Genomic DNA, 13,861 nt, shown 5'->3' on the forward strand with positions numbered 1-13,861 from the left:
TATTTATATAAGGGCTTCTTTTAGAATAGTGATGGGATGTTTAGCTTCCCGCTGCGTCCCATCTTTTATTTGGTGTCTACAACTCGTTCCGTTGGCAGCTATAAGGGTTTCTAATGGCGCTTTACGAACCGAAGGAAATAATGTTTGCTCTCCAATTGTCATGCTTAGCTCGAAATGTTCCTTTTCATAACCAAAACTTCCTGCCATTCCACAACAACCACTTGGTATAATAGTTACTTTGTAATTTTCAGGAAGATTTAACACATTAAAACTATGAATTTGATTGCTTAGCGCCTTTTGATGACAATGTCCATGAAACTTAATAGTTTTAGATTCTGAAGTAAATTGAGCTGCTGAAATAGTACCATTTGAAATCTCTTGGCTTAAAAACTCCTCAATTAAAAACGTGTTTTTCGCAATGTTTTTAGCTGCTTCGCGATCATCCGCTAGTTTTAAATACTCATCTCTAAAGGTTAAAATTGCTGAGGGTTCAATACCTAAAAGTGGCACCTTATCAGAAATATGCTCTTTATAAAGTTCTATATTTTTATTCGCCACTGCTTTTGCTTCTTCTAAAAAGCCTTTAGAAATAAAGGTGCGACCAGACTCTTCATTTTTGATGAGTTTAACATCGTAGTTTAGGGCCTGTAAAAGCGCAAGGGCATCACGGCCAATTTCGCTGTCTAAATAATTCGTAAACTCATCATTAAATAAGTAAACCGTTTTAATAGTCGGATTATCGCCTGTTTTATGTAAAGTCTTTAGGTAGCTTTCGTGTAAGGTAACGCTAGATACCAAGGGTAGGGTTCTGTGCTGGGCTATCCCTAATGTATTTTTAATAATTCCGGATGTAAATCGGTTAGAAAACACAAAATTAGTAAGTCTATAAAACCGTTGTCCAATCGCATTGTATTTTGTGTTATGGGCAAACAATTTTGTTCTTAGATCAACGGGGTTATCTTTATGGTATTGGTAAAGAAACTCTGCTTTTAGCGTGGCTACATCTACACTACTCGGACATTCGCTAGCACAGGCTTTACAACTTAAACACAAGTCGAAAACGGCCTTTAATTCCTGATGATTAAACTTATTATGCTCTGTCGAGTTTGTTAAAAATTCTCTTAAAGCATTCGCTCGCGCTCTTGTGGTATCTTTTTCATTTGCAGTAGCTCGGTAACTAGGACACATGGTACCGCCAAACTCCACTGTTTTTCTACAATCACCAGAACCATTACATTTTTCGGCCGCTCTTAAAATACCTTGCGAAGCGGAGAAATCTAAGAAGGTCTCAATTTGCGGCTCTTTTCTATCTGTTTCATAGCGCAAATTGGCATCCATTGCGTAAGCTTCAACAATTTTTCCTGGATTAAAAATACATTCCGGATCGAAAGCTGCTTTGATACGTTTTAATACCTCGTAATTGGCTTGACCAATCATTATTGGAATAAACTCAGCTCTAACTATCCCATCGCCGTGTTCACCACTAAAAGAACCCTGATATTTTTTCACCAAATGTGCTACACGCGTGGTGATTTCTCTAAACAACGCCACATCTTCAGCTTGTTTTAGATCTAAAATAGGTCGCAAATGCAGTTCACCGGCCCCAGCATGAGCATAATACACTGCCTTTTGATTAAAGCCTTTCATCAAGGCTGTAAAATCTGTAATATAATCGCTTAAATCTGCAATGGCAACGGCTGTATCTTCAATACAAGCGACCGCTTTTTTATCGCCTATAATATTTCCTAATAGTCCTAAACCAGCACTTCTTAAATCTGCAGCTTTATGAATAGCATCCCCTATTAGTACACTATGAGCATAACTCAATTGGGAGTCCTCCAAAGTTTTAATAAGTGCCTCGGCTAATGTCTTAGCTTTGGTACTGGTGTCCGCTTTTATTTCACAAAGCAAAATAGCCATAGGATCACCTTGAATAAAGGTTCTATTTTCTGTTTGTGTTTTGTTTTGTTTGGTACAATCTAATATGGTTTTATCCATCATTTCACAGGTAAACAACTCGTGTTTCATTACCGGAACAACCGCCTGTAAACAATTTTCAATACTCTCAAAATGCGCTGCTACCACTATAGACTCTTGAGGCGGCAAAGTATCCAACTGTAAGGTGATTTCCGTTGTAAACGCTAAAGTACCTTCACTTCCTGTTAACAGCTTACACATATTAAAAGTGCCCTCCACTTCAGAAAAGACTTCTGTTTGAATGAGCTCATCAATAGCATATCCGGTATTTCGGCGGTGTATTTCTGACTTAGGAAACTGTGAAACGATTTCTTGCTGTACGTTCTCCTTACTCAAATCATCATAGATTGCCCGATAAATACTTCCTTCTAAAGTTTTTAAAAAACGTTTGGCCTCAAACTCTTTTACAGAGAGTTTTGAAAAGGAAACTTCACTCCCATCGCTTAACAACGTGTTTAAAGCGACCACTTTATCACGAGTAACACCATATTGAATAGATGTGGTTCCCGATGAATTATTGCCGACCATACCTCCTATCATACAGCGGTTTGATGTGGATGTATTTGGTCCGAAAAACAAACCGTAAGGTTTTAAATAGTTATTTAGTCGGTCGCGAACAACTCCGGGTTGAACCCGTATCGTTCTATCGGCCTCATTAAAACTAATGATTTTAGTAAAATATTTAGAAACATCTACAACAATACCTTCTCCTACACATTGACCTGCTAACGATGTTCCTGCTGTTCTTGGTATTAAAGAGGTTTTATGCTGTTTTGCAAAGGCAATTAATAACTGAATATCTTCTTTGGTTTTAGGCAATGCCACTGCAAGAGGTAACATTCTATAAACAGAAGCGTCTGTAGCGTATAATACACGCATTAACTTGTCGTAATGTAAATCGCCTTCTAATTGTTGCTCAAGTTCTCTGAGCGCCTTGTTTATCGTTGTTTCCATAGTCTGTTAAAGGGCACTAATATCGTCGTTTTAATTCGCAAATTAATAAATACTTAACGAATGTTAACAAAAGATTAGTAGGGAAAAGAAACAACCAAACGTTTTATATGTTAATTTTGGATTACTAATTTTAAAATCAACATATAATTATGAAAAAAGTAATTTTATTGACTGTTGCTATTTTAGGTTTTGGATTTGCAGCTTCCGCTCAAACAATCTCAAAAAATGCAATTGGTTTACGTTTAGGTGACAGTGATGGATTTGGTGCTGAAGTTTCTTACCAACGTGCGCTATCTGACAACAATAGGTTAGAGCTTGATTTAGGTTGGAGAGACGGAAAACATTACGATGGCTTTAAACTAGCAGGTATTTACCAATGGGTATGGAATATTGATGGTGGATTTAACTGGTATGCTGGTCCTGGAGCTGGTTTTGGTGCTTATAGCATTGACAATGATTACAAAAAACACGGACATTTTGAAGATGACAGTGATACTTTTGTATTCTTAGCTGGTGATATAGGTATCGAATACAATTTTGATTTCCCATTATTACTGTCCTTAGATTTCAGACCTGAGTTAGGTTTTGGTGATGACAAGTTTGACAATAATGATTTAGACTTTGATATTGCCTTAGGAATAAGATACCAATTCTAAAAACAGTTAAAATATAATACTAAGAAAGCACTTCGATTGAAGTGCTTTTTTTATGTTTTAAGATTAAGGAAATATATAAAATTATAGTTTACAATTTCGTAGGGTTTCTTCGTAAATCGCTTCATACTGCGGTACAATATTGGCAATAGCAAATTTTTGAGCTTGCGCTTTAGCATTCTTTTTAAACTGCTGTAAAGTGTTCTCGTCTTTTAGAATTTTAATCGCATTCATACTCATCTCGTCAATATCGCCAACATCACTTAAAAACCCTGAAAACCCTTGCTCGTTAACCTCTGGAATTCCTCCTGTATTACTGGATATCACGGGCACCCCTGAGGCCATAGCTTCTAATGCCGACAAACCAAAACTTTCGGCTTCACTAGGCAGTAAAAACAAGTCAGAAAAACATAAAATTCGATCGATTTCATTACTATTTCCAAAGAACACAACCTTATCAGTAATGCCTAATTTTCTACATAAACGTTCTGCAGGCTCTCGTTCCGGACCTTCTCCAACCATCATTAATTTAGCAGGAATTGACTTTTGAACATTATAGAATATTTTAATAATATCAAGAATCCGCTTTACAGGTCTGAAATTACTAATATGAGTAATTATTTTCTCGTCTTCGGTAGCCATCATAGCCCTTTGACAATCGGTAAAATCATGATTAAACTTATTTAAATCGATAAAGTTGGTAACCACTTTTATATCATTCTTAATATCAAATAATCGCAAGGTATCCTCACGAAGACTTTTAGATACTGCGGTTACGGCATTAGATTTATTAATGCTAAACGTGACTGCGGGCTTATAAAACGGGTGACTCCCAACTAAGGTAATATCGGTACCATGTAAAGTGGTTACAAAAGGAATATAAATACCGTCCTCTTGCAACATTTTTTGCGCCATATAAGCGGCGTAAGCGTGAGGAATAGCGTAATGAACATGAAGTATATCTATTTCATGAAGCTTAACCATATCGACTAATTTACTCGATAAAGCCAATTCGTAAGGTTGGTAATGAAACAGCGGGTACTCTGGAACATTCACCTCGTGGTAATGTACATTATTACCTAATAATTCTAAACGCACCGGTTGATTATAGGTTATAAAATGAATATTATGACCTCGCTTAGAAAGTTCTAAACCTAATTCTGTTGCGACAACTCCACTCCCTCCAAACGTTGGGTAACATACAATTCCTATTCTCACCTTTTAATATTTTTTATCTATTTAATAGCTTCGTAAATAACCTCTTGAATATTGGTTCTAATATCCTCTCTTAAAAGCATATTCTTTCCTTTTGATGTAGGATAGGTTCTATTGGCTAAAAATACGTAAACTAATTCTTCTTCTGGATCTGCCCAAGCGTAAGTACCGGTAAATCCTGAGTGACCAAAACTAGTCATAGACACACAACCACACGTTGGACCTTGTTCTCCTAATTGAGGTTTGTCGAAACCAACGCCTCGCCTTACATTTTTCTCACAATAATAACAGGTATTAAATTTATCGATAGTTTCTGGATTTAGATACCGTACCCCACCATAAAATCCTTTTTGTAAGTACAGTTGCATTATTTTAGCAATATCATTAGCATTACTAAACACCCCCGCATGGCCACCAACACCACCTTGCATGGCCGCTCCCATATCGTGTACATACCCTTGTACCTTTTGAAACCTGTAATAATCATCTTCTTCTGTTGGAGGAATTTTGGTATTCGAAATGGTCTTGTATGGGTTATAAAGGGTGTGATTTGCTCCTAGGGAGCTATAAAAACGATCTTGAGCAACTTCATCTAAGGTTTTGTTATAATGTTTTTCTATATACTGTTTGATAATATAATAAGGTAAATCGCTATAGCGGTAACGCAATCTATTTAATAAATCGGTATCCTTTATAATCTTAGGAATTGAATCTTGATAATCATCACGCATAAATAAATGCGGAGCGACTTCTGTAGTAAACCCTGGTTTGCTAGTCGTGCTATAGTACTTGGTTGAAGGTTTTTTTGTTACCGAATCTAAAGTGGCGTAATAAAATGGAATCCACGGCTTCAATTGAGCGTAATGGGATAACATTTTTTTAATAGTCATGTTTTTCTTATTCGAATTTTTATAATAGGGTAAAATTTCAGATAGTTTAGTATCTAACGATACAATACCTTGTTCTTCTAACTGCATTAATAAGGGTAAAGTCGCAACTATTTTTGTTAAGGATGCCACATCATAAATATCGTCTGACTCTACAGGTCTATTACCCTCATAGGTATGTTTACCAAAATTTTTATTGTAAATAACTTTACCTTTCCTAGCCACTAGAATTTGTATACCTGGCGTCATTTTTTGATTCACAGCATAGTGAGCAATAGAATCTATTTTTTTTAACTTTTCAGAATCCATCCCCACACGCTCAGGAATGGTATATCCTAAACGTTCTAAGCTATTTTTTTGAATACCATCTCCTACTTTAAAATAAGGTCCTGCTGATACTGGTAAAGTACCTTTTGCTGTAATAGCACCAAATAACAACTGCGCTGTTTTTTCCTGAGCCACTTGACTATTTTGGTAGCTAACAACAACACTCTCAATATTGGTTATAGACTCTATATCTAACAAGGCATAAGGTCTTGTAAAGATATTTAGTATTACGGTATTAGTACGTGCTATTTCGTACAGCCACGTGAGCTCTTTATTAGTAAACTCGTAGCTTTTCCACGGATTATCATTAGACTTATGGAATCCCACAATAACCGTATTGTAGTTTTGTAGCTTTTCTATTAACCCATCTAAATTAGGGGCTTCAATTTTGTGAACTTTACCGTATTTTTTTAAGGCTTCATAAAACGCACTGCCATCATCATTTCCTAAAGAAACATACGCTATTTTTTTGGTCTCCAAATGTCTTATCGGTAATAATTCCTTAGGATCATGCGCCACGGTAATAGCGTTTTCCATTAAGGTTTCATAAAGCGCATAATCTTGTATACGATTTAAGTCATCTACCAAATTAGCTGTTCCTATAGGTTCATATTTATTTAATCCGACTTTATATTTAGCTTGTAATATTTTTTTTACTGAAAGTGCCAAGCGGTCTTCGGTAATAGCACCACGTTCGTAGGCTTCAGCGATTTTATCAATCCCTTTCTCTACGTTTTCAGACATCAGCATCACATCATTTCCTGCTAAAAAAGCAGCTAAATCAATTTCACCAGAATTTGAAGACTGAGACACCGTCTTCACAAAGTCTGCCGCACCTTTCATGGTAAGGGCATCAGTAAAAATTAAACCTTTAAAACCTAAACGTTCTTTTAGAATATCGGTTACAATGGTTCTAGATAATGATGATGGTCGTCCGTCTTGAGCTTCTAAACTCGGTACATTTAAATGCGCAACCATAACACTAGACAAGCCTTCAGTTATCAATTTTCTGTACGGATAAAGCTCGATCGAATCTATACGTTTTTGGTTGAATGCAATCGTTGGAAGTGTTTTATGAGAATCACTAGCTGTATCTCCATGTCCTGGAAAATGTTTTGCACTAGCTAAAACACCAACACTTTGCATCCCTGTCATAAAAGCCATTGCTTTCTCGGTAACATTGTCTCTATCTTCACCAAAAGAACGATTTCCAATAATTGGGTTTTTCGGATTGGTATTGATATCTACTACAGGTGCGAAGTTAAAATGCACACCTAAACGCTTACTGTGTTCTCCTAATTGGCGCCCTGCCTGTTCTATTAATTTCGGGTCCTTAATAGCACCCAAGGTCATATTCCAAGGAAAAGAGAAGGTGGAATCTAAGCGCATACTTAGGCCCCACTCGGCATCCATCCCAATTAGTAAAGGCGTTTGCGAAGCGGCTTGCAATTCATTATTCAATTTGGCCTGACGAACGGGTCCGCCCTTAGAGTAAATTATACCTCCAATTTTCTGATCTTTTATCAGCCGTATAATTTTGTTTTTATTGGCTTGTGACTGATTAGAAAATACTTGAACCATGTACAATTGTCCGATCTTTTCTTTTAAAGTTAAGGAACTGTAGACACTGTCAACCCATTTTTGCTGACCGGTAACATCTTTGGCCAATAAAGGATTAACTGACTGCTGAGCAGTTAAAGTTAGAGAAAAGATAAAAAATATGAGGGCGTAACTATATTTTAGCATAAAAATAATAATCTATAAAACTGTTACATTGGTGTAACAAATTGAATAACGACAAATTAGTATAATTCTTATTATTAAATAAGAACTTTAAGACAGTTTTGTGGTATGAAGTAAAAATAACTGCTGCCAATAATAATTGGCAGCAGTTATTTTATTTTAAGAAGCGATTATGCCAGCTTTCGCTAGCGGGAACCTCCCAGTTCTCTTTATATTCGCCAATATTTGTAACGAGGTTATTGAAAACAATAGTGTTTTTAGAAACCGCTTTATCTTTAGCCATTTTTCTAAAATCGGTTAATGTTTTATAAGCGACGTACTCGCCTTGCTTATAAGAAACATTCATTTTATCCATTAAATCCACGTTGTATTCTTTTTCTAACTGTTGGATAAAGTGAACCGAGCTGTCTACACTACATCCGGTTGCTGCCTGTACGTTCTGATTGACAGCTAAAATTATAAAACGTTTGTATTTAATCTCGTATCCTGCTTCTAAATCGGTTCCATGAGCGGCCCAATTAGAAATAAACACGTTTAATTTTTCTTTAATTTCTTCTAATTCTACATCCGAAAATGAGCGATTAGCTTGATATATCCAAACTTTTGAAGTTTCTGGAAGTGTATTAAAATCTACTAACATTAGTGTATTTACTTTAAAAAATGACAGTTTACTCCTTTTTTTTACCTGCTTTTCTTAAGGAATAGTAATTGATACCGGCCATAAATAAACCGAATAAAAAAAAGTGAATTAAAAATTTAAAAATCGAAAACGGAACATCATCATTATAATCAAAAGCCGCCATTACTCCGGCGTAAACTAAACCGGCAAAAATGCCAGGTAGAATATACTTCTTTTTATCTATGCGTGTCATATTACAAATCTTGAGCGTTTGCGATAAGTTCGGCAATATCCATCACTTCTACATCTGCTTCTTTTTCTTTTCCTTTTACCCCATCGGTCATCATGGTATTACAGAATGGGCATCCGGCAGCGATAATTTGAGGTTTTGTTTCTAGAGCTTGCTCTGTTCTCTCAATATTTATGTCTTTATTTCCTTGTTCTGGTTCTTTAAACATTTGCGCACCACCAGCTCCACAACATAATCCACGAGACTTACAGCTTTTCATTTCTACGAGTTCGGCATCCAGTTTTCTAATTAATTCCCTTGGCGCTTCGTAGACATTATTAGCACGACCTAAATAACACGGATCATGGAAAGTAATACGCTTTCCTTTATACTGTCCGCCTTCAATAGTTAATCGTCCCTCGTCTAATAGTCCCTTTAAAAATTGGGTATGGTGAACCACTTCATAGTTACCTCCTAAGCCAGGGTATTCATTTTTTATGGTGTTAAAACAGTGCGGACAAGCGGTAACGATTTTTTTAATTTCGTAAGCGTTCATTACTTCAATATTAGTAACGGCTTGCATTTGAAACAAAAATTCATTTCCTGAGCGTTTAGCGGGATCTCCGGTACAGCTCTCTTCGGTTCCTAATACGGCAAACTCTACATTTGCTTTATTTAATAACCTCACAAAGGCTTTTGTAATTTTTTTGGCTCTATCATCAAAGCTTCCAGCACATCCTACCCAGAAAAGTACTTCTGGTTGTTTGCCTTCTGCCATATATTCTGCCATTGTTGGCACTCTAAGTTGTTCGCTCATATCGATGAGTTTTATGTTTTATACGTGTGAAGCCGTTTAACAACGGCATTAATTATTTATTTCTTATCGTCAAAGACCTGAATAGTAACTTTTTTTTCTACCAAATCTGTAAACTTTCCTTTATACTGTGTTGCTTTTACCAGGTGATTGTCTATCCAATGGTAATTTCCTCCACGAGGTTTCCCCATTAATAAGCTATGAAATTTAAAGCCGTGTTTATCTAACCACTCGGTTGTTACGGTTCTATGTGCTTCTAATCGGGACGTGAAAAAGCAAATCATGTGGCCTTCATCGTACCATTTATTACAGGTTGCTAAGGCATCTAAATACGGTAAACAGGTTGCCATACGTTCAGGTTCCTCATTCGGGATATCGTCTGTAATTGTACCATCGATATCAATTAAATAATTTTTTACACCTTCAGGTAATACAGGACTCACTTTTTCGCCTGCTTCTACTTTCTCATGTAAAAATTTATCAGCCTCTTCTCTTTTCATTAGTTATCAATTTCTCCGTCTGGTGTTATTGAAGCGAAATCGTCTTTCGATATCCTTATATAAATAGCTAATTTTTTATAGCCATTTTCCATCCTATTTAGTGGCGCGTACTTTTCAATATCTGCTCGGCGTAACGCCTCTTCCCCTATTTTTTCAATTTGAAAGTCTGTGCAATAATCACAAAACACTTTTTTTAATATAATGTTCTCGGCATTATTATCTTTAAATTGTATCTCGGTATATGCCTTTATTTGTAATGAATCCTTAGTATAGGACTGCGCGCTACTTTCGCTAAGCCCATAGGTGCTGAATATAATAATTAGAAGTATTATGTTCTTATTAAGTATATTCATTTTCATTGTTTAAATTAAGAGTTATTCATTCTACAATTAGCATTACTGCAACGGCTTGTGATGCACCGATTTTAATAGCACCACTAGTTTTCGTCTTTCCAATTTAATCTATCCATTTGATTGTATGGCCATGGCGCTCCATTATTCTCAATGTTCGTCATCATATTATTCAACTCCATTGGTGCTGCCGACTCTTCCATTACTAAATAACGACGCATTTCCATAATAATGTTTAATGGATCGATACTTACTGGACACGCTTCCGTACAGGCATTACAACTCGTACATGCCCACAGTTCTTCTTTAGTAATATAATCGTTTAATAATTGTTTACCGTCGTCTACAAAAACACCTTTATTAGCATCAATGTTTTTTCCAACTTCTTCTAAACGGTCTCTAGTGTCCATCATAATTTTACGAGGAGATAATTTTTTCCCCGTTAAGTTTGCGGGACACTCACTAGTACAACGACCACATTCTGTACAAGTGTATGCGTTTAATAAATTTATCCAACTTAAATCTTGAACATCACTTGCTCCAAATTTTGCTGGAGCCTCATCTTCTGCTCCCGCTTCTGGCGCAGCAAAAGGATCGGCATCCGGATCCATCATTAACATCACCTCTTTAGTAACGGCATCGTCATTATCAAATTGACCTTTTGGGTTAATTTTACCGTAATACGTGTTCGGGAATGCTAAAAGAATATGTAAGTGTTTAGAGAAATATAGATAATTTAAGAAAATTAAGATTCCTATAATATGTAACCACCATGCGGCACGTTCTATAATATGTAAGGTGCTTTCAGAGAAATCGCTAAATAAAGGAGCGATATACTGGCTGACTACGTTTCCTAGACCTGCATTTTGAAAGCTCACATCGGTAGCATTCATAATTAAAAACAGGGCCATTAAGACCATTTCAAAATACAGAATAATATTACCATCGCTTTTTGGCCACCCTTTCATTTCGGCGCTCATAAAGCGTTTAATTTTAATGATATTACGACGTATCCAAAATACCACTACTGCAACAAAAACTAGGGTTGCTAATATCTCAAAACTTCCTATAAGCACGCCATAAAACCCGCCTAAGCCAGAAAGAATTCGATGTGTTCCAAATAATCCATCGATAATAATTTCTAACATTTCAATATTAATAATCACAAAACCGACGTAAACAATAACGTGAAGAAAACCAGAAACTGGTCGTTTCACCATTTTACTTTGGCCAAGTGCAATCATGATCACGTTTTTCCAACGCTCAGATTTATTATCATTGATATCTTTAGCCTTTCCTAATTTAATATTACGGATAAGCTTTTTTACATTCGATGCAAAATATCCGATTCCCGCTATTAAAACGATTGCAAATAAAATATTTGGTATATAATCCATAATTATGATTAGTTTGATGTAATTGGTCTTTTATATTATTGTCTTGGATCTTCCGGTTCTGTGTACTCTTTTGCTTTTCTTCCGAAAACGGATACGTGAATATAACGTTTCGGGTTCAGTTTAAAATCTTGTAATAATTCTCTTAACTGCTCTGATGCAATTTCAAGATTGTTATATAGGTCTTCGTCTTTAAGTAGTTTCCCCATCGACCCCTCTCCGTCTTCTAAGCCATTTAATAAGCCGTTTACATTGTTTAAGGTCTGATCTAACTTACCAACGGTTTGCGCGATATCAACTTCTTTCAAACTTCCAGAAAGTACTGCTAAATCTTCACTAACTTTATTAAAATTAGTAATGGCACCATCTAAATTAGTTTCGTTGGTGGTTACTAATCTATTAAAGGATGCTGCTAAGGTTTGAAATGATTTTAAAGTGGTATTAAATTCTGCTAAAGCGTTTTTTAACCCTTGTTCAGAATCGTCAGTAACTAAACCATTTAAATTTATTAATAAGGAATCGGCAGATTGTAGTGTTCCATCAAGACCTGAACTAATATCTGAGAAATTCTTGGTCAAGCCTGTAATAAGCCCTTCTTCTACTACCGACGGAATAAAATCTCCTGAAACGGCTATTTCAGTCCCTTTTCCTTCAACAATTGCTAAGGCATTACCTCCCATTAAACCCGTTTCATACATACGTATTTTACTGTCTTTCGGGAATTTTAAATCGTTATCAACCGAAATTTCAACACGTGTTTTACCCGTTTCAAAATCGTATTTTATCTCATTAATTTTACCGATTTTATTACCTCTAATCGTTACTGGAGAGGATAAAGATAAAGCGTTGTAGTCGAATTGTGTATAATAAGTATTTTTAGATTTAAAAATATTCTCGCCTTTCAGATAGTTAAATCCGAAAATAAAAAATAAAATTCCTAAAATAACTAAAAGTGCTGTTTTAACTTCTCTTGATATTTTCAAAGTAAATTTTGTTTAATTGGTAAGAAACAAAAATAAAATAAAATTAGAAAGAATACCCTTAATTATCGTCTTGTTTTAAGGCTTTTTCTAAACTAATACGTTTTCCATCCCTATAAGCGACAACAAAACTCGATGTGTAGCCTTTTTTCTTGGCTTGGGTCTCCATGAGTCTAATCTTATTATAGTCTGAAGTGTAGCCATAAAAATACTTATAAAGGTTACCTTCTTTTTCTCGAGCCACCTCTTGAAGCCCTTTAAAATTAAAAGGTTTCAAGTCTAATTTTTTAGAACTAGCAGCTATTTGCACTTTAAAAACGGTGTTATTAATAATTTTTTCAGGCACAGCTAAAGACACATCTTCCACTTCCTTTATAAAATAGGTATCCACAAAGTTCTTTTCTATAGCCTCTTTATAGTCTACTATGGCATTACTCATAGCTTTAGCCAATTCTAACTGCCCTTTTGAAGAGTTTAAATACTTCCCTTCACTCGTATTAGTAATAAAGCCTGTCTCCACTAGAACACTAGGCATAACGGTTTGGTGTAGCACAATAAAACCGGCCTGCTTAACCCCTCTGTTTTTTCTTTTTAAAGAATAGGTGAAATTATCTTGAATGCGCTTAGCCAACTGGATACTTTGATCTAGGTACTCCTCTTGCATTAATGTTAAGCCTATAAACGACTCTGGGGAATTGGGATCGAAACCTTGGTAGTTTTTTTCGTAGTCGTCCTCTAAAAAAATTACTTCGTTCTCTGCTTTAGCGACATTAAAATTGGTTTCATTTCTATGAGTACCCAAAACAAATGTTTCTGCACCGTAAGCTTGTGATGTGTGGGCATTACAATGCACAGACACGAACAAATCGGCATTAGCCTTATTGGCAATTTTACCACGCTTAAATAAATCGACAAAAATATCAGTCTTACGCGTGTAAACCACTTTGATGTCTTTGTTCTTTTCCAATTCCTTACCTACAGCTAACACAATTTTTAAAGCGATATCTTTCTCTTTAAAACCGTATTTAGAAGGCTTACCAGGATCTTTCCCTCCATGCCCTGCATCTAACACAACAACAAATTTTTCATTATTATGTTGTGCGTGAGTGGTTGAGAACACAAAAAGTGTTAATATTGTTATTAGGGATACGAAAAATGTTTTTCTGTTCGTTTGCATATAAATTGTAACCTATTTTTAAAGCTTTTAGTATCGTTTTTT

12 protein-coding genes are annotated in these 13,861 nt (G+C 35.7%); 1 reads left to right on the plus strand and 11 read right to left on the minus strand.

The annotated features are described in order from the left end of the window. Positions 1-3 precede the first annotated feature (3 nt). Entirely contained in the window at positions 4-2,931 is a 2,928-nt protein-coding gene (locus tag BLV64_RS03575) for an FAD-binding and (Fe-S)-binding domain-containing protein (RefSeq protein ID WP_092132551.1), read from the minus strand. Between the two features lie 149 nt (positions 2,932-3,080). On the opposite strand from BLV64_RS03575, the gene BLV64_RS03580 reads away from it, so the two are divergent. Continuing rightward, positions 3,081-3,587: a hypothetical protein gene (locus BLV64_RS03580; RefSeq protein WP_092132554.1), complete on the plus strand. Its 507-nt coding sequence runs from the start codon at positions 3,081-3,083 to the stop codon at positions 3,585-3,587. An 81-nt stretch (positions 3,588-3,668) separates the two neighbouring features. Here the strand turns inward: BLV64_RS03580 and bshA are convergent, their stop codons facing one another. The 10 genes from bshA to BLV64_RS03630 form a co-directional block, all read right to left on the minus strand. Beyond that, positions 3,669-4,802: an N-acetyl-alpha-D-glucosaminyl L-malate synthase BshA gene (bshA, locus tag BLV64_RS03585; RefSeq protein ID WP_092132557.1), complete on the minus strand. Its 1,134-nt coding sequence runs from the start codon at positions 4,800-4,802 to the stop codon at positions 3,669-3,671. A gap of 17 nt (positions 4,803-4,819) precedes the next feature. Beyond that, positions 4,820-7,759: a serine hydrolase domain-containing protein gene (locus BLV64_RS03590; protein ID WP_092132560.1), complete on the minus strand. Its 2,940-nt coding sequence runs from the start codon at positions 7,757-7,759 to the stop codon at positions 4,820-4,822. Between the two features lie 151 nt (positions 7,760-7,910). After that, complete coding sequence (locus BLV64_RS03595) at positions 7,911-8,396, minus strand: ABC transporter ATPase (RefSeq protein ID WP_092132563.1); 486 nt, start codon at positions 8,394-8,396, stop codon at positions 7,911-7,913. Positions 8,397-8,424: 28 nt separating this feature from the next. Continuing rightward, the gene (locus BLV64_RS03600; RefSeq protein ID WP_092132566.1) at positions 8,425-8,628 is read right to left on the minus strand and encodes a hypothetical protein; all 204 of its coding nucleotides are present in this window, start codon (positions 8,626-8,628) and stop codon (positions 8,425-8,427) included. A gap of 1 nt (position 8,629) precedes the next feature. Beyond that, entirely contained in the window at positions 8,630-9,421 is a 792-nt protein-coding gene (locus BLV64_RS03605; RefSeq protein ID WP_092132568.1) for a (Fe-S)-binding protein, read from the minus strand. 56 nt (positions 9,422-9,477) lie between these two features. Further along, positions 9,478-9,918 carry an LNS2 domain-containing protein gene (locus tag BLV64_RS03610; RefSeq protein WP_092132571.1) on the minus strand — a complete coding sequence of 147 codons (441 nt, stop codon included), beginning with the start codon at positions 9,916-9,918 and terminating at the stop codon, positions 9,478-9,480. Continuing rightward, positions 9,918-10,271: a hypothetical protein gene (locus BLV64_RS03615; RefSeq protein WP_245705863.1), complete on the minus strand. Its 354-nt coding sequence runs from the start codon at positions 10,269-10,271 to the stop codon at positions 9,918-9,920. The genes BLV64_RS03610 and BLV64_RS03615 overlap by 1 nt, the downstream gene beginning before the upstream one ends. Before the next feature lie 83 nt (positions 10,272-10,354). Continuing rightward, positions 10,355-11,665, minus strand: coding sequence for a 4Fe-4S dicluster domain-containing protein (locus BLV64_RS03620; RefSeq protein WP_092132574.1), 1,311 nt, complete (start codon positions 11,663-11,665; stop codon positions 10,355-10,357). 35 nt (positions 11,666-11,700) lie between these two features. Next, positions 11,701-12,645: an MlaD family protein gene (locus BLV64_RS03625; RefSeq protein ID WP_245705864.1), complete on the minus strand. Its 945-nt coding sequence runs from the start codon at positions 12,643-12,645 to the stop codon at positions 11,701-11,703. 58 nt (positions 12,646-12,703) lie between these two features. Next, entirely contained in the window at positions 12,704-13,819 is a 1,116-nt protein-coding gene (locus BLV64_RS03630) for an N-acetylmuramoyl-L-alanine amidase family protein (RefSeq protein ID WP_092132577.1), read from the minus strand. Positions 13,820-13,861 lie beyond the last annotated feature (42 nt).

The organism is Bizionia paragorgiae (assembly GCF_900107625.1).
GTDB classification, from domain to species: Bacteria; Bacteroidota; Bacteroidia; order Flavobacteriales; family Flavobacteriaceae; genus Bizionia; species Bizionia paragorgiae.